The sequence below is a fragment of the Enterococcus sp. DIV1682a genome (assembly GCF_051711005.1).
Classification (GTDB): Bacteria; Bacillota; Bacilli; order Lactobacillales; family Enterococcaceae; genus Enterococcus_B; species Enterococcus_B hirae.
Genome location: NZ_JBIOLT010000001.1, coordinates 890,430 through 907,429, shown reverse-complemented (window position 1 = coordinate 907,429; position 17,000 = coordinate 890,430). Strand labels below are relative to the sequence as shown.

Annotated in this window: 15 protein-coding genes; 4 read left to right on the top strand and 11 right to left on the bottom strand. The window is 37.7% G+C overall.

The genetic code is table 11. From position 1 onward, the window contains the following. Nucleotides 1-47: 47 nt before the first annotated feature. The 3 genes from IGJ23_RS04250 to IGJ23_RS04240 all read right to left on the bottom strand — a co-directional run bounded on the left by IGJ23_RS04250 (nucleotide 48) and on the right by IGJ23_RS04240 (nucleotide 3,446). Complete coding sequence (locus IGJ23_RS04250; protein WP_438775067.1) at nucleotides 48-728, bottom strand: YcjF family protein; 681 nt, start codon at nucleotides 726-728, stop codon at nucleotides 48-50. Between the two features lie 508 nt (nucleotides 729-1,236). Further along, entirely contained in the window at nucleotides 1,237-1,815 is a 579-nt protein-coding gene (locus IGJ23_RS04245) for a lytic polysaccharide monooxygenase auxiliary activity family 9 protein (protein ID WP_010719701.1), read from the bottom strand. A 77-nt stretch (nucleotides 1,816-1,892) separates the two neighbouring features. Further along, entirely contained in the window at nucleotides 1,893-3,446 is a 1,554-nt protein-coding gene (locus IGJ23_RS04240) for a carbohydrate-binding protein (protein WP_438774646.1), read from the bottom strand. A gap of 329 nt (nucleotides 3,447-3,775) precedes the next feature. Here IGJ23_RS04240 and IGJ23_RS04235 point away from each other — a divergent pair, with 329 nt between their 5' ends. Next, nucleotides 3,776-4,246 carry a TspO/MBR family protein gene (locus tag IGJ23_RS04235; protein WP_010719703.1) on the top strand — a complete coding sequence of 157 codons (471 nt, stop codon included), beginning with the start codon at nucleotides 3,776-3,778 and terminating at the stop codon, nucleotides 4,244-4,246. A 53-nt stretch (nucleotides 4,247-4,299) separates the two neighbouring features. On the opposite strand, the gene IGJ23_RS04230 is transcribed toward IGJ23_RS04235, so the two are convergent. The 5 genes from IGJ23_RS04230 to IGJ23_RS04210 form a co-directional block, all read right to left on the bottom strand. Continuing rightward, entirely contained in the window at nucleotides 4,300-5,505 is a 1,206-nt protein-coding gene (locus IGJ23_RS04230) for an LCP family glycopolymer transferase (protein ID WP_438774645.1), read from the bottom strand. Between the two features lie 346 nt (nucleotides 5,506-5,851). After that, the gene (locus IGJ23_RS04225; protein WP_126344410.1) at nucleotides 5,852-7,336 is read right to left on the bottom strand and encodes a Mur ligase family protein; all 1,485 of its coding nucleotides are present in this window, start codon (nucleotides 7,334-7,336) and stop codon (nucleotides 5,852-5,854) included. Nucleotides 7,337-7,367: 31 nt separating this feature from the next. Beyond that, a complete protein-coding gene (locus IGJ23_RS04220) occupies nucleotides 7,368-7,607 on the bottom strand; it encodes a hypothetical protein (RefSeq protein ID WP_034698894.1) in 240 nt (79 codons plus the stop codon). A gap of 22 nt (nucleotides 7,608-7,629) precedes the next feature. After that, complete coding sequence (locus tag IGJ23_RS04215; RefSeq protein WP_081204215.1) at nucleotides 7,630-9,294, bottom strand: hypothetical protein; 1,665 nt, start codon at nucleotides 9,292-9,294, stop codon at nucleotides 7,630-7,632. Between the two features lie 91 nt (nucleotides 9,295-9,385). Further along, nucleotides 9,386-12,370, bottom strand: coding sequence for an adhesive domain-containing protein (locus IGJ23_RS04210; protein ID WP_438774644.1), 2,985 nt, complete (start codon nucleotides 12,368-12,370; stop codon nucleotides 9,386-9,388). A gap of 510 nt (nucleotides 12,371-12,880) precedes the next feature. Between IGJ23_RS04210 and IGJ23_RS04205 the strand changes: the two genes are divergently transcribed. Beyond that, complete coding sequence (locus IGJ23_RS04205) at nucleotides 12,881-13,441, top strand: helix-turn-helix domain-containing protein (RefSeq protein WP_223609963.1); 561 nt, start codon at nucleotides 12,881-12,883, stop codon at nucleotides 13,439-13,441. An 86-nt stretch (nucleotides 13,442-13,527) separates the two neighbouring features. Next, a complete protein-coding gene (locus IGJ23_RS04200) occupies nucleotides 13,528-14,325 on the top strand; it encodes a hypothetical protein (protein ID WP_010738160.1) in 798 nt (265 codons plus the stop codon). Nucleotides 14,326-14,423: 98 nt separating this feature from the next. On the opposite strand, the gene IGJ23_RS04195 is transcribed toward IGJ23_RS04200, so the two are convergent. The 3 genes from IGJ23_RS04195 to IGJ23_RS04185 form a co-directional block, all read right to left on the bottom strand. Beyond that, on the bottom strand, nucleotides 14,424-14,624 hold the full coding sequence (locus tag IGJ23_RS04195; protein ID WP_010719711.1) for a cold-shock protein: 201 nt from the start codon (nucleotides 14,622-14,624) through the stop codon (nucleotides 14,424-14,426). A gap of 123 nt (nucleotides 14,625-14,747) precedes the next feature. Beyond that, nucleotides 14,748-15,356 carry a superoxide dismutase gene (locus tag IGJ23_RS04190; RefSeq protein ID WP_438774643.1) on the bottom strand — a complete coding sequence of 203 codons (609 nt, stop codon included), beginning with the start codon at nucleotides 15,354-15,356 and terminating at the stop codon, nucleotides 14,748-14,750. Nucleotides 15,357-15,453: 97 nt separating this feature from the next. Further along, nucleotides 15,454-15,918: a GtrA family protein gene (locus IGJ23_RS04185; RefSeq protein WP_010719713.1), complete on the bottom strand. Its 465-nt coding sequence runs from the start codon at nucleotides 15,916-15,918 to the stop codon at nucleotides 15,454-15,456. A 240-nt stretch (nucleotides 15,919-16,158) separates the two neighbouring features. On the opposite strand from IGJ23_RS04185, the gene IGJ23_RS04180 reads away from it, so the two are divergent. Continuing rightward, on the top strand, nucleotides 16,159-16,956 hold the full coding sequence (locus tag IGJ23_RS04180; RefSeq protein ID WP_025480226.1) for a DUF1189 domain-containing protein: 798 nt from the start codon (nucleotides 16,159-16,161) through the stop codon (nucleotides 16,954-16,956). The last annotated feature ends 44 nt before the right edge of the window (nucleotides 16,957-17,000 follow it).

Here is a 17,000-nt window from a genome sequence, read left to right as displayed (position 1 = left end):
TTGTCCACTTTTTTAATTCTTACTAATTCAATTTATCCACTAAATATTTACTTTTTGATACTTTTTAATGCACGAAACAATGTCTGGGATTGTCCTTTGAATGACATGACTTGTTCAAATATATCTTCCCCATCATTCAGCATCTTTACGGTGGTCCACCCTAGTGATTCGGTGATGGCACTTGCAACGGTGGCATTGATCGCTGCCCCTGTAACAGTTCCAACTGCTGGTACAAATTTGACAATATTTCCGACAGTACTTCTTCCTAAACTGACTACTACAAGTTCTTTAGAAACACTTTTCCCTAAACTTTCTGACCAAGGTTGTCCAAAAAGTTTATGTAGCCGAGCCATCATAGTCAATTGAACTGGAACTAATAAAAACGCATCTGAAAAAGGGATCGGAGAGCAACCGATGATTGCAGCTGTTAACGAAGCCGCGTGAATGATCCTATGACTTTTTTTGCGTGTCGTTTCATCGACTCCTTTTAAAAAATCTTTAAATACATGATCAAATTTTGCTTGATTTTTTGCAAGGATTTTTTCTGCTACGATTTTCGATTGGTCATAAGCATTAAGGATCACTCTAGCTGATTTTTGTGGCATTTTTTTTAACACTTCAGCAAAGAAAGTGTCGAACTCTTGCTGGTCAAGTGTTTCTTTAGCAAGTGGTGCAACATGATTAGTTTCATCGCTTGTATCTTGCGTATTCTTCTTAAAAAATCTCATCATACTTTTCCCCCTACTAAAAACTACCAATACTCCATTTAATGAAGCATTGTTGTAGCTCTATCATACATTAAACCTTTCCTTAACCAAAATCATTCACTCATGAACAAAAGAAGGTTGAAACAACAATGTTTAGCATCAATAATTTAGAACGAATTTCCGAAAACTGCTTCTCAAATTTAAAGATGAAAATCTCGAAACAACCCCCCATGTTTTGAGATTTTTTGACTTATCGCCGAAGGTCAGCTCTTTGAACACCGTGAATCAGAGGTCGTGAAAACATCGGGTAGCTCTGATGACAATAAGAAAGAATTTTTTGAAACAGCTTCTCACGTTTTGAAAAATTCAGGCTTATTTCGAGGAGCTGATGGTTGGACACCATTTACACATTTTTAGAAATAAAGAGACTGAAGCAAGTTTTGCTTCAGTCTCCTACACTTGTCTTTGAATAATTGGTATTTCTAGCACAGATTCGCTGAAATTGAACCCAAAAGATTCTTATGCTTTATTATTGAATATTCGCATCAATTACTTGATAAAAAGCATTGGTTGTATCACTAATATTCCATACAGCCAAGATCACGTGATAGCCTTTACGATCTTTTGGAATATTGATTGTTTGTTTGACAGTTTGTGGCGGTCTTGCACCTTTGTCATCAATTTTTGATATCAATTCAAAATCACTGATTTTCAATGGTGCATTAGGATTCCAACCAGTTTTAGTGATATAGTAATCCCAAGTACTTGTACTATGCTGCGCAGTTAAAAACCAAGTAATATTCAAGTTACCAGTATTGATGATATTTTTATGCCATCTAGTTGCTGTTTGCTCATCTAGTGGCTCAAATCCAGTAACCCCAGCACTTGCTATTTTCCCATCGATAAAGGTATTTTTTGGTGCTTCAATACTTTGTGGCTCCCACTCAGCTCGTCCAACATTTTGGTTCAAATTACCAGCTGCTGCAGTTCCGAAATAAGCACGACTTCCAGGTGAGGTAATATAGCCATGAGCATAGCCAGATGCACCAAATCCAAACAAACCTAACATAACAACGCCAACAAACATTAAGATATTAACCTTTTTCATGATGAACCTCCCATTCATTGATAGGTTCATTGTAAGCGCTTTTAATAAAAGAATCAAACATTATGCTTTTATAACTTTTAATAGATTCTTACCCATAAAGCTTCTGTAATATCTGGTTCCCATCCCTCAGTAGCTGGATGTGGTTGAATACAACGATAACGATGTCCCTTATAGGTAACGATATCGCCTATTTTATATGATTTTCCGATAACCCAAGTATCACCTTGCGTACTTTCACTTGTGGTTTTCACTGAGATTGCTTGGCTAAAGTCAGAGGTCCCTACAGCGTTAACTGCTTTAACTTTATAGCTGTAGGTTGTATTTGCTTGTAAATTTTGATCTTTAAATGTATTCGTTGCACTTGTAGCGATGCGGATATTGTTTCGATAAACTTCATAATGAGTGACTTTTTCTTTTGAAGCATTATTAGTCCAGTTTAAAGTCACTGAATTTTGCGTAACATTACTACTAGTTAAATTTACCGGAATGGATGGTTTAGTTAGCGTTTCTACTGGGTCATTTTCTCCACCAGTCGTTCCATCAGTGAATTGTTGGGCAACAGTTAAGAACTCATATTGATTTTTGACTTGACCTTGACCACCATCGACCATGGCATCACGGTTCATTGACCAATAAGAAACCATCCCGAGTTTTCTTGATTTTGCATGTTGGACGATTTTATTGAACATATCAGTTGTAAAGTATGGATGTGTGTCTCCTTCAAATCCAACGGAAGGGGTTGTTCCTAATTTAGCATAAGCTTGAGCATCAGTTAACGTTTTGTTCGCATAACGTTTGTAGTAATCTTGTAATTGTTTTTTCGTATTGTCCACTGCATCTAGTGAACCTTGCGCATAATCGGGAACAACGCTACCGTAACACATCGTCATGATATTAACGGTAGTTAGATCAACACCTGCCTCAAGATAAGCTTGCAAGACAGATAAACCTGTAGATACCAATCCAAAGTCCATCACTGGTAATGTAAGGGTCACACTAACACCTGTTTCATCTTGGACTTTTTTAATCGCTTTAGCATTAGCTAAATTATGCGCATAATTCATTGCCCCAGCTTCTACGTCGAAATCAACACGAGTTAATCCATAACCATCAATAATTTCTTTATAAGCATTTGCTAAAATGGTTGAATCTTGTGTTGTTTCCCAAAATGCGCCAGAATTTAGACCACCAAATGATACAGCAACATCGCCACCAACTTCTCTTAATTCGCGAATGGATTTTTTGATTCCTTCATATTGCCATTGATCGCTATCACTTTCGCTTAAGCCTCCAAATCCACCCCAGGCCCAGTCAATCTTACCATTTTTAATACCTCTTGATTGCATGAATCCTAAATTGAAGAATTTTTGTCCAGTGCTTTTTGCCACTGCAGCTAAATTAAGCGCTCCGTTATTTGATAGATTGCTGCCTGAAACATATGCCGTCATATCGACAAATGGTGCTACTACTTGATCCGCCCATTTGATCCCTTGACCAACGCCAAAACCAGCTTGCTTGTTCGTACTTTGTTCTGTCGCAAACGCCTCTTCCATATTCAATAATAATGGCGCAATCATCAGACTACAAAGAGCTGCTCCCGCTAACATTTTTTTGATTCTTTTATTTCCCATATCTTCTTCTCCTCTCGTGATCAGTGCTATTATCATCTGTTTTGTAATCGATTACATATATTATCTTATCAGATAAATAACATCAAAAATAACAATAAATTTAACAATTAACGTTATTTAATCTAATTGACTATTTTCTTTAATAATGTTCGGAGTTACAACATTACAACGACAATGCTTTTCTTTATTCAATAAGAGATAGGGGTTAATATTTTAATATAATAACTGATTTAAAATAACTAAACCAAAAGCATAACCTTCCAAATCAAATTCAAGTATGTTTAAAACGTTCATGGTAAACTAGAATTATAGAAAGGAGTTAAAACAATATGGCTATACTGAAAGATTATCGTTTTTGGGTTTGTACTGTTGGCATAGTGATTTTAGGTTTCTTATCGGGGATACTAAGTGGTAATCCAGGTAGTTATTATTATTCACTTGAGCTACCTCCTTTTGCACCACCTAGTTGGATCTTTGGTCCTATGTGGACAGTGCTATATATTTTAATGGGAATTTCGTTATATTTACTATTGGTAATGAAAAACAAAAGGGTCAAACAAAAATTAATTACATTATTTGTTATTCAATTTGTATGTAATTTTATCTGGTCTGCTTTGTTTTTCAACTTGCAAAACACCTTAATTGCTGCACTAGATATTACTTTATTAGTGATCCTTCTCTCCATACTGCTTTATCAACTATGGAACCACTATCGCTTAGTGATGTGGTTACTGGTACCATATTATCTCTGGGTATTATTTGCTACGCTTCTCAACTATTCTATTTTATTTTTAAACTAGTAAAAAAAAGCATCCGCACAGTCGGTTATGACTGTTGCGAATGCTTTTTTTACTTAATACCCATTTCCATAATTATATCCTTGTTCATTATTTTCTTGTTGGTAAGTTTGTTCATTGTTTTGGTTGTAGTTCTGATTGCCGTACTGATCATAATTTTGATTGGCGCTTTGATTGTATTCTTGATTATACTCGTTGTACTGATTTGTTGTTTGCGAATTTCCTGAATAAGTTGAATTATTCTCACTTGTCGCAGTCTCGTTCGAATCTTCAGCGGATTGCGAGTCATTGTAGAACATGATAGAAGCATTGTCATTTTTTAAATTAGGTAATGTCTTACTTGGTTTGATGTTTAATTGTTTTTTCAATTCGTTTTGGATACTTAATAAATCATTTTCACCTAAAATTTGATAGTAAATACTATCAATGGTTGCATCTTTACCTTGCAATTGATCTTGTTTGATCGTTTCAAATGCTGGTGTGTAATTGGTTGCTACATCTAGCATATCATCCCAATCTAGGTCAGTTGTGACATTTTTTTCGACCGCTTTTAAAATTTTCCGATAATTGCTGACACCATCTAAACTCAATACTTTATTAACAATTTTGGTAACGACTTCACGCTGTCGTGCTTGACGTCCGATATCCCCCTTAGGATCTTCGTGACGCATCCGTGAATAAGCAAGGCCTTTCTTACCATCTAATACTTGTTTACCTACAGGAACATGAACACCATCTAATGTAAAATCAATTTTATTATTGACTTCCACACCTCCGACAGCATTGATCAAATCTTCCATTCCATCTAAATTAATGGTTACATAATGGTCAATGGGGATATCGAGTAACTGTTCGATTGAGTCCATGGCCATTTCAACGCCTCCAAAAGCATAGGCGTGATTCAACTTATCAACAGTACCATGACCAACGATATTGGTATAGATATCACGGTCTAAGCTGACGATCGTTGATTTTTTTTGTTGCGGATTCACCGTTACCACCATCATTGTATCCGATCTTCCTTGTTCGGTTCTACCTAATCCGCCAGTATCCAGTCCTAACAAAAGGACAGAAAAAGGTTCTTTGTCGTCAATACTCACTTTATCTTTACGCTTTGTTGACTGACGATTCGATCCCTTGGATATTTGATTGACTGTTTGGTTTGCTTCACCCATGAGTTTAATTCCATAAGCTGAGACTCCGCCAATAAAAACAACGAGAATTCCCAGTAAAGCTATTACGACTTTTTGCCACCGCTTCATAACGCACCTCTATCTCACATTTTCTTAAAATATTTTCTCATACAACTAATAAATCAGCAAACTACCTATTTAATCATAATAAAACTTTAAAAAAATAGTCGTGAATAAAAAACTAATTAATATGTAATTTTTTGAATTCTTAATTATCATACCATAGCATCATTACAGAGAAAAGCTTGAATCTCAGTATTTCAAAACGCTTTTATTTTGAAGCACTGAAATGCCTCTTACTCGTTCTCTTTCTTAATTACAATGGTCGTCTTGGATCTGTCGTTTTATTTGCAAAAAAAGAAACGATGCCATTCAGCAGACATTGTCTCTTTTTTACAAATTGATACCACCTATTTTATACAGCTTTTAACTGTTTTTTATTAGCGATTTTGCGGATGTAACGATCTATGTCATGAAAATCACTCCCTGTTACAGACCCCTTCGCTAAAATTAGACTGTCTTCGATTAGTAATTCCTCTAGATAATCACTTAACTCTTGTAAAGTAGCGAACCATTTGAATCGTTGATCTTGTATTTGTTCTTCCTCAAAAATCTTTTTAAAATGCTCACCATAACCTAAGATATGATCTGCTCCACAATGTTCCATCGAATCTTTCAGTGATTCATGGATTACTTGTGCAGTACTTCCTAAGTCAGCAATCTGTCCAAGTACCAAAATACTTTTTCCTTGATAAAAGGTTCGAACTTCATCAAAATAATCGATAGCATTTTTCATCGCAGGCAAAGAAGCATTATGGGTGTCGTCAATAAATGTGAAATTCGTTCCATTCAAGGAAGCATAATTCGTTTTATCGAGAATCTTAGACAATGGCTTAAATGTAGTAAATGCTGGCAGATACGATCGAATGTCGCCTTTTATTTTCCAGACTGTCAATAAAGCAGCAAAAGCATTAGAAATCATACCTGCAGAAGCAACTGACAAGTTCATCGAAAATTCTTGTCCTAAAAAAGAAAATAAAATTTCACAATACTCTCTTTCTTGTCTCGTTTCAATTAAGAATACATCCTTTGTTTGATCATACAAAGAGTACGTGAGAATCTCTGCTGTTCTTTTTTTGGCTGCTGTCATTAGAATCGCTAGTTCTTCCTCACCAATATCTGTATTGATGATTGCAGTGCCATCTTGCTTCAGTCCTTCAAAAATTTTTGCCTTATGTCGTGCCACTCCGATAGTATCTTTTAATGAACTAAGGTGTGCTTCTCCAATTGAGGTTACAATCGCAATCTCTGGTTGCACTAAATTAGACATTGATCCAGTGTCATAAGAGTTCAACGCATTGACAGAGACTTCTAAGTTCAACATATCTGGCTCACTTATTAGCTTGCTTAGATATAGAGGAATCGCAAAACGAACATTGTGGTTCCCACGATTTTCTAACACTTTTTCATTTTGGAATAAATGTGAGATCATCATTCGTGTGGATGTTTTTCCTGCCGAACCAGTGATTGCTACAATTGGTTGTACATAATTGCTTCGGATTTTCTCTGAAATTTGTAGTAAAAATTCCCAACTATTTTTAACAATAAATTGAGGTGTTCTAACAGCTGGGTCGTCAATAGGAATTTCAGTAATGATTAAACCAAACTCATTTTCCCTTCCTTTGATTTGCTCGTTCCCATCTCGCCAAGCCACTGTCTTTCGATTGATGTAACTTCTTCTTTCTGGTGTCAAACAAACAAATGCTGTGGTATTATAATTGGTTCTTTTGTTTAAATGTCCAGAAAAGTACTCAAAGTTGTCAATTATTTGATCAAGATGGTCGTACTTTTGTAAATACGCACCATCGATATCAGCCAATAATTCTTGGATCTTCCACATTCTTTTACACCTACTTTGTTCTAGATTCGCTCTACCATTTTCCTCGTCTTGGTCTTGCTTGATTCACATACCTTGTTGCTGTTTTTTCAATTCTCTGTGGCGAGTCATCTTGGTCTTCTTCCCAAGGATACAACCCCTCTTCATTTTTTTGATACTGACTCCAATCATTTTCTAAAGTTTCTGATTGATGGTCTTTTTTCTTTTTCAGCCGAAACCCTAAATAGGAAAGACCAATCAATGCTAAAGCAGCAAATCGAATATAACCAACCATTATCTTCACTCCTCTTCTCTTTTTAAAGGCATAAGTAATTGATCAAACCAGATAGAAAATGCTCTGCATCATCTATTCTCATACGGAAACGATCATGACGCGCAAAAAAACCATATTTGATCACTTGCGGTTGTTTGAAAAACTGTGCAAACTCTGGAAACATGACTCCTGTTGTGATTTCATGTAACACTCTTTTTTTCATTACCGTATTGATTCGTGCTTTCGTTTCAAAAAATTCTTTTTCTATCGGAAAAAGCTTATCTTTTAAAGGACTTCTTTCTAATTTGCTGATCATTTTTGAGGCTGCTACTAGTAACTCAAGCATGGTTGGATAAGCTGTATCTCGTTGATCGATAAAGTTGATGTTGACCATTGCATTCTTAATACCAAATTCATAGTAAGTATCTTTTTCTTGATATTTAAGCATCTCATTCGTTGCATAACTTAACCAGTGGTCATGGTATTTTTGATAATTATTTGCGACAAATTGTTCCATCAATCCTTCACAAATCTCAAAAATCTCAATTTGTTTTAAAATCGCATGTGCTCTTAAGAGGGAAAACAGAATTTCACCATCATAATAAATAATTCTAAAACGCTCTTTTGTCATTAATTCGGCATTCAACACATGGATCGTCTGATCATCTGGAGTGATAAATTTTTCTGAAACAGTCGTGATTAAACGACTAAGGGAACTATGAAAGATGGTCTCTTTAGTCACTTCTGAATATTTTGCTAAAGCCAAGATTGCTGTCGCCTGGGCTCCTAACTTATACTCTACTTCTTTATTCAAGTAATCTTTAATCAACAGCTGACCATTGACTTCAGAAGTAAGATTTTCCAATCCCCATAGTAATCCTTCTTTGACTCGTTGCATCAATTCCTGGTCGGATAAATATTCTGCCGATTCAGCTAATGCGTACAAAGATGAAAAATGGCGAACCGAATTATAACCTTTTAGTAACTGATCATAGCAAGGATAATAGCCATAAATGAATTTACCAGTAGGAGTCAACTGTTTGGTTAAATAATTCGTTCCTTGTTCAATCACTAGTTCCGTAATATCATCAAGATTTTCTGTAGTCACTTCTCTGACTTGATTGCCATTGCCATAATCTTTCAAAGGGAATACTTCACCATTTTCAAAATAGAAGGAGGCTGTTTCAAAAAAATAACACTTTGAACGCTCTAAGTAGCTCAAATCACTTTCTTCACGTCCATATTTACGCTTAACATAGCCACGGTAATTTTGGGAATCAATGTGTAACTCAGGATGATTTTTTCCAACTATATGTGCTTTACTTGGTTTAATGATTGCATTTGCTACTAATTCTTCTTTTAAAAAACTTCTTTTTCTGATTCCATCTATTCGCAAATTAAAATCGATGTAATTATTCCTTTTTATTTTGTTTAACCGTTCTTTGACTTGTTGAAAATCAACTTGCTCTTCTTTCGTCACTACATCCAACCTCAGATACGTTTCTGTCTCAAAATGATAGGTTCGATAAGCTGTTAGAAAATTATTCCAAATTGTTTTTAGATTGTTTCCGTAAAATTCATAAGTCTTACCACGCTTACTAAAATCTCCTACGGATACGATTAATAATTTTTTCTCCGTATGAATGACTACTTTTTCAAGTACTTCTTGGATGGTTGCTAAATCATTTTTATCTGTTTGAACTGGCATAGACTCACCCCTATCAAGAATAAAGAGGTTATAACTACATCCATTATGATTTTTAAATCTATTTCTATAGTTATAACCTCTCCGTTAATTATTAGTTATTCTTTTTATTTCTTTTCATTTTCCAAATACCCATTCCCGAAATCAACGATACTAAGCCACCTAGCCAAGAAACAGATGAACTTACCGTATCAGAGGTTTTAGGATACATTTTTAGTGTTGAGCCGTCATGGTAATTCAATGGTTTTGTATGACTTGTCCCACCATAGTGCAAAGGTAATTGTGGTGGATTTGAACCTGATCCACCAGAAGTGTTGATCGGCACCATTCCTGGGTCGCCGTTCTGATCCGTATCTGTACCATTTCCTGCACTTCCCACGCCGGCATCCGCATCGGCGTCAGCATCTGCATCAGCGTCGGCATCTGCATCGGCGTCAGCATCCGCATCGGCATCGGCGTCGGCGTCAGCATCCGCATCCGCATCGGCATCGGCATCGGCATCGGCATCGGCATCGGCGTCGGCATCTGCATCCGCATCCGCGTCAGCATCAGCATCCGCATCGGCGTCAGCATCGGCATCCGCATCGGCATCAGCATCGGCATCGGCGTCAGCATCTGCATCGGCATCGGCATCGGCATCCGCATCCGCGTCAGCATCTGCATCAGCATCCGCGTCAGCATCCGCATCGGCGTCAGCATCGGCATCGGCATCAGCATCAGCGTCAGCATCAGCGTCAGCATCCGCATCCGCATCCGCATCTGCGTCGGCATCGGCATCAGCATCGGCATCGGCATCGGCATCGGCGTCGGCATCGGCATCAGCATCCGCGTCAGCATCAGCATCCGCATCGGCGTCAGCATCGGCATCAGCATCAGCATCGGCGTCGGCATCGGCATCGGCGTCAGCATCAGCGTCAGCATCCGCATCCGCATCCGCATCAGCGTCGGCATCGGCATCGGCATCAGCATCCGCATCCGCGTCGGCATCGGCATCGGCATCGGCGTCAGCATCCGCATCAGCGTCGGCATCAGCGTCGGCATCAGCATCGGCATCAGCATCGGCATCAGCATCCGCATCCGCATCCGCATCAGCGTCGGCATCCGCATCGGCGTCAGCATCCGCATCGGCATCCGCATCCGCATCAGCGTCGGCATCGGCATCAGCATCCGCATCAGCATCCGCATCAGCGTCGGCATCGGCATCAGCATCGGCGTCAGCATCAGCGTCGGCATCAGCATCCGCATCAGCATCCGCATCGGCGTCGGCGTCGGCATCGGCGTCAGCATCCGCATCGGCGTCAGCGTCGGCATCGGCATCGGCGTCAGCATCGGCATCGGCGTCGGCATCAGCGTCGGCATCAGCATCAGCGTCGGCATCCGCATCGGCGTCGGCATCAGCGTCGGCATCAGCATCGGCGTCGGCGTCAGCATCGGCGTCGGCATCCGCATCGGCGTCAGCATCAGCATCGGCGTCAGCATCGGCGTCAGCATCCGCATCGGCATCGGCATCCGCATCCGCGTCAGCATCAGCATCAGCATCAGCATCAGCGTCGGCATCAGCGTCGGCGTCGGCATCAGCATCCGCGTCAGCATCCGCGTCGGCGTCGGCGTCGGCGTCGGCGTCGGCATCCGCATCGGCATCAGCATCTGCATCCGCATCCGCATCCGCATCGGCGTCAGCATCCGCATCAGCATCAGCATCGGCGTCAGCATCAGCATCCGCATCGGCGTCGGCTTCTTCATCGTCTGGGATCACAGCAGCAGCTGGTAAACTTGGATTGTCATTTTCATCATACGCGATTAATTGGATGTCTTCTAAAGGTGACACATCTGTGGCTGCAATTGGAATCGTAAAGTTTCCATTTTCATCAGCCTGTCCTTCTGCAATCAAATTATTCTCTTGATCATAAATACGAACTGTTGCATTAGGATCTGCCATCCCAGTTACTTCATAACCATCAGTTGAGTTCCCTGTAACTACAACATTATATGGTGGTGTTACTTCAGCAGCTTGATAAAAAACTGGCGAATAGCCATCAGAGCTAGAGGCGATATCGATAGATAAAACATCTGCTTTTACAATATTTCCAACGAAGCCAGCTTCATAAGGAACAGACATATCTACTCCGGCTGCCGCTAAATCACTATAATTAGGATCCTGAATCAATGTCGGAATCGTAACCGTCGTTTCACCTAATACGCTCGCATCAGCTAATGTTCCAATCAATGATGACCCCACACCAACTAAACCTGTTGCAGTAGCAAAAGTAAGATTAAACGCTGGTTTAATCGTTGCGGACAACGCTGTATTGATCGTACCTGCTGCTATCGTACCAAGAGCACCGCTTCCTGCATTCGGTGTCGCTTGGATTGCTTGGACAGCATCATTGATTCCATCTAAAATTTCAGTCAGCCCTTCTCGAATAATTGTTTCTAATGAGCCATCTAATTCACCATAGATATATTCGTCCCCTTGCATTTGAAGATTCAATGCTACTTCAGCTGACGTCAATGTACTAAGGTTCTCTAATAATGCTAGTTGAGCATACACTTCATCTAAATTGACTGATGCCAACGGGTTAAGGTTAACAATGTTTTCAACAGCAGACACTAGGGTAGTTACCGCCCCATCTACAATCGACAATAGTGGTTGTAGTTCTTCTCCTGGTAACAAAATATCTGTTTGGAAAGTACCCGTCCCATTTGGATTAACTAAACCTTGCATTTCAGTTGGGATTGCTAAAACTGCTCGTCTCGAGCCATTTAGAACACTTAGATCAATCCCATTATTAGCTGAAATAACAAAATCAACATTACGAGTCGTTCCAGCCAATGGAAAAGGTGCACTTGCTGTTGTTCCACTGGTATTAGACGTCGTTAGATTATTGAACAACTGGCCACTAATCAAGTCAGCATATACTTGTTGTGAACCCACAGTAAACAACGGTGTAGCAATTGAAATAGGTGCTGTCCCCAACAGCATCCCTGCAGCAATAGACGTTCCTACTAATAAGTATTTTTTGGATCGACGTTTAGCTCTAGCTTTTTGATCCATACTTTTTTTATAATCCTTTTTCATTTTTTTCCCCCTTAGATGCTTCCATTATTTACTTATGCTTTATCCCCCACTTAATCAATCACTAACAACAATTATTTCCGCTAGGAACTGGCCTCCTTTCTTTTTGTCAAAAAGATATCTTTCTGAAAAAACTTCAGTTAACTTAAGTTACAAAGATTTTAGCAATCGTTAAATTAAAAATCTATTATTAAGTTTTAATCTTTTTAAAATAACTTTATTATTTTAAAAATAAAAAGGAACTGTAGCAAATATGTAAAAATATTGCATAACATTTCGTTTTTATGCTTGGATAAATTATAATGTCATTAAGGAATTTCTCTATATGTCCATTCATGAAAAAAACTAACAGCCCAAATTAAAATAACGTATTTTTCACTTATTTTTTTGGCTATTTTTTATAAAAAATGATTATAATAAATTTTTTTCTCATTTTTCGTAAAAAAAATGACAAAATTTAATAATTTGTCATTCGGAAAATTTCGAGTATAAAAATATAGGAGGGAAAAATAAATGAATTTCTCTGTCATGTTAGAAAGGAATATCCAAGTCCAATTAACGATCTTGGACAACTTATATCGCTCACAAGTTACTTGTACGTTAGAGGAATTATCGAAAACAGCTCATTGTGACAAACGTTCTGTGCTTCATCAATGTGACTATCTTAAGGTTTTATCTGACGATCACATCACAAAAAGTACAAAAGGCTTCACTTTTTCTGGAACGATCAGTGAGTATCAACTATTACTACTAAAAATCTTGGAACATTCCGCCATCTTTCAATTGTTAAAAGACCTTTGTCTTCAACCTAGAGTTGATCTGGTTTCCTTTGCCACAGAGCAAAAGATTAGTATTCCCTCCTTAAGAAGACATCTTACTCGAATCAATCAGTTGCTTACTACCTATCAATTACAATTAAAGACTTCAAAAGGCTTCGTGTATCTCAAAGGTAGTGAACCACAAGTCCGTTATCTTATTTATTTTTGTGGCAATACTATCAAGGGGTCGTTTGGCCCTTTCCAACCGTTGATTTTCATGAAACCTTTGCAGGGATTGAGTATGCTTTTCAGCTGACAAAACAAAAACCAAATAAACTGAAAATGATTGAATGGTGCTTTATTATTGCTATCACTATCGTCCGATCAGCACAAGGAAATCAGATGAATCAGAGAGAACTTCCTGATTTTACAGAAGAGATTTGGGATAGCTTTGAAGAGATTACCCATTTCCTTAAACGAATGAGCGTGAAAGCCAAGCTCGATCTTTTGGAAGTCCAATTTTTATTTCTTTGGTTACAAGCACGCCCAGCTTTTTATTTAAAAGACGATCACTTAGAACGAGCCATGAAATTCCATCTAAAAAAAGCCACAGCGATCAAACAATTTCAAAATAGTTTCTATAGCTATATTTATGAAATTGGGTTTAAATCTACACAAATCAACGTAAAGAAAAAATTACTAAATAGTACGATCTTTGCCAACGGGATGAGCGGGCTGTTGTTCCACCGATTTTCCACCATTAAATATGACTTATCAGTCTTTGTAGAAGAAAATTACCCAGCATTCAATCGAGAAATCAATCAATTAGCTTCCCAATTCCAAAAACAGCAACAAGAGCTGTATTGGGTACAATCCTGTCATTTGATCGAAGCATTTATGATCATTACTTCTCCAACATACTTTGATAAAGAAATAAAGATAAAGTACGAAAGTGACTTGCCATTAAGTATTGAACTGAGTTATATGAGTATGTTACAAGAACAATTACGAGTTTACTTAAATGTGGTTTTTACAAATGATCTTTTGTTTGAGCCAGACTTAATCATTCGAACAACCGATATGCCGTTAAAGATCCTGACCTATGAAGAAACAATCCCGTGTTTAGTCGCTCCGACTGATATGTCTAGTGAGCAGATTTATCTATTAAGCCAAAAAATCAAGAAACTAGTCAACGAATAACTAACTTGGGTTTTTATAAAATAAAAAAAAGATGGCAGACGCCATCTTCTTTTTATTATTTGAATAGACCGCTAAGCGGGCTTTTCTTCAACAAGTTATTATAATTTAGTCACTTCAGCAGCTTGAGGGCCACGTGCGCCTTCAACAATTGCAAATTCAACTTCTTGACCTTCTTCTAAGCTCTTGAAGCCGTCTCCTTGAATTGCTGAAAAATGTACGAACACATCGTCTCCGCCGTCTACTGTAATAAACCCAAATCCTTTTTCATTGTTGAACCATTTAACTGTTCCATGTTCCATAAATGTATAGCCTCCAAAAAAGTTCTTGCAAGAAACCTTGCATAAATATTATACCGAATTTAGAAAACGCTCGCAAGACTTGCTCAATTTATTTTTCATTCTTTTTTTTAGGCTTGAAAATGATTATTTGGCAGTTGATAATTGATTGTTTACTTCTTCCCAGTTCACAACGTTCCAGAAAGCTTCAATGTAATCAGGTCGTACATTCTTATATTTCAAATAATACGCATGTTCCCAAACATCTAAACCTAAAATAGGTGTTTTGCCTTCCATTAATGGTGAATCTTGATTGGCTGTTGAAGTGATCGCTAATTTACCATTTTCCATCACTAACCAAGCCCAACCTGAACCAAAACGGCCAGCTGCAGCTTTTTTAAATTCTTCCTTAAATGTTGCAAAATCACCAAAGGCTTCATCAATCGCTTCTTTAATTGCACCAGTTGGTTCGCCACCAGCATTTGGTGCCATGATTTTCCAGAAGAAAGAATGGTTTGCATGTCCGCCACCATTATTACGTACAACAGTCTTGATATCTGTAGGGACAGCATCCATATCAGAAAGTAGTTCTTCGATTGTTTTTTCACCTAGTTCTGGATGTTTTTCAATCGCTGCATTTAAATTTGTTACATAAGTATTATGGTGTTTGTCATGATGCAAGTGCATCGTTTCTTCATCGATATAAGGTTCTAACGCATCGAATGCATATGGTAAATCTGGTAATGTGTAAGTCATAAAAAAATTCCTCCTCAATGTGTTTGTTCATAGTGTCTACACTACAAAGAGTAACAAAGAGCAAGGAATTCTTCAAAAATTATGCCTACTGTGGATTTTACTTCTCTTTTTCAGGAAGTTCTTCCTCAATAATGGTTGTCCCTTTAAAAATAAACAATTTACTAAAGACATAATTGGCGACTACCACGATGACTTGGGTAATAATCTTAGCCACATAATCATTTGTGTGCATCACCTGAATCAGCAGCAACATGGAACCCATATCCATACCATAAGAAAGAATCCGATAGAACAAAAATTTACTAAATTCAATAACTAAATGAAAAAAATTAGGTGACTTGGAATGAAATACCCATAATTTGTTCGTTACAAAAGCAAATAAAACAGAACAAATCCAAGAAATAGTATTTGCTATCGGCATACTTAGATGGAGCATCTGTAATGCAATTGCAAAAGTAACGATATTCACGACTGTTGCTAAACCACCAAAAAATAGGTAAATAAATATTTCCCAGTAACCTTTTTCTTCTAAAAATTGTCTCACTCGATAATAAAAATTCATCGTTCATCCTACCTTACTAATCAATTCTTATTCATCATACCTTATTTGTCTCTGGTTTTCATCTTTATTCCTTAAATTCATCTTTGTAACTAGCAAATTTTAACATTCTCGTTATTTTTTATAAAAGCAGGTTCTCACATGAACCTTAAAGGAAGATTGCCAATTGGTATTTCCCCTTGTATTTCTTCTAAGACTTCGCTAGAATTGCTAATGATGACATTATGTATAGAAGGAGTAACTATGACAACAAAACAATTAATTATCAGCTCATTCACGCAATTTAAAGAGCTCAAAAATGCTAGAAAAACCCCGTTTGCTAAATCGGTTCTTTATCTTTTGGTCCTTAGCATCATCATGGCTTTGCCTATTTCCTATCAAGTGTTTCAAGTGCTAGAAAACATCAAACAAGATGGTCAGAAAATTGCCACCAAGATTCCAGATTTTTCCATAAAAAACGGGAAAATTGATGCAGCAGATCATGAAGGTTTCATCTATCAAACAAATTCTATCATCTTTACTTTTGATCCGGAAGGCAAACGATCTGAAAAAGATATTACTTCTGACTTAGTCGGAAATTTTCTTAGTGTTGGACTACTAAAAAATAAACTCGTCGTAGCTTTGCCTAATACCGGTACTACTTTTCTAAACAATAACTCACTTGAACTTGACTATAAAAATGATGCCTTAAAAAATCTAACAGGAAAACAATTGCGTACAACCTTAAGTGAAGCAACAATTCCATTTTGGATCAAGATAGTGACTTTCTTAATTTCTATTTATCCAAGCTTTTTGAATTTGATCGTTACTTTACTTTTAGCTAATTTTGCAGCTTATATTTATGCGCGTTTACGTTTGACTGGCGCTTCTTTTCTTGATTGTTTAAAAACGATGATCTATTCAATCACCCTACCAACAGTCTTAGCCACGATCTTAATGATTTTCTTACCGGCTTTTGACACAAGTGCTTTTATCGCAATAGCAGGACTTTTTATTTTTGCACAGGCGGTAAAAGGCTGGCCAAAAAGCCAAATGATGTAGTTCACGAATGTCAAACATAAGAAACGACTTTCTTCGATTAGGCG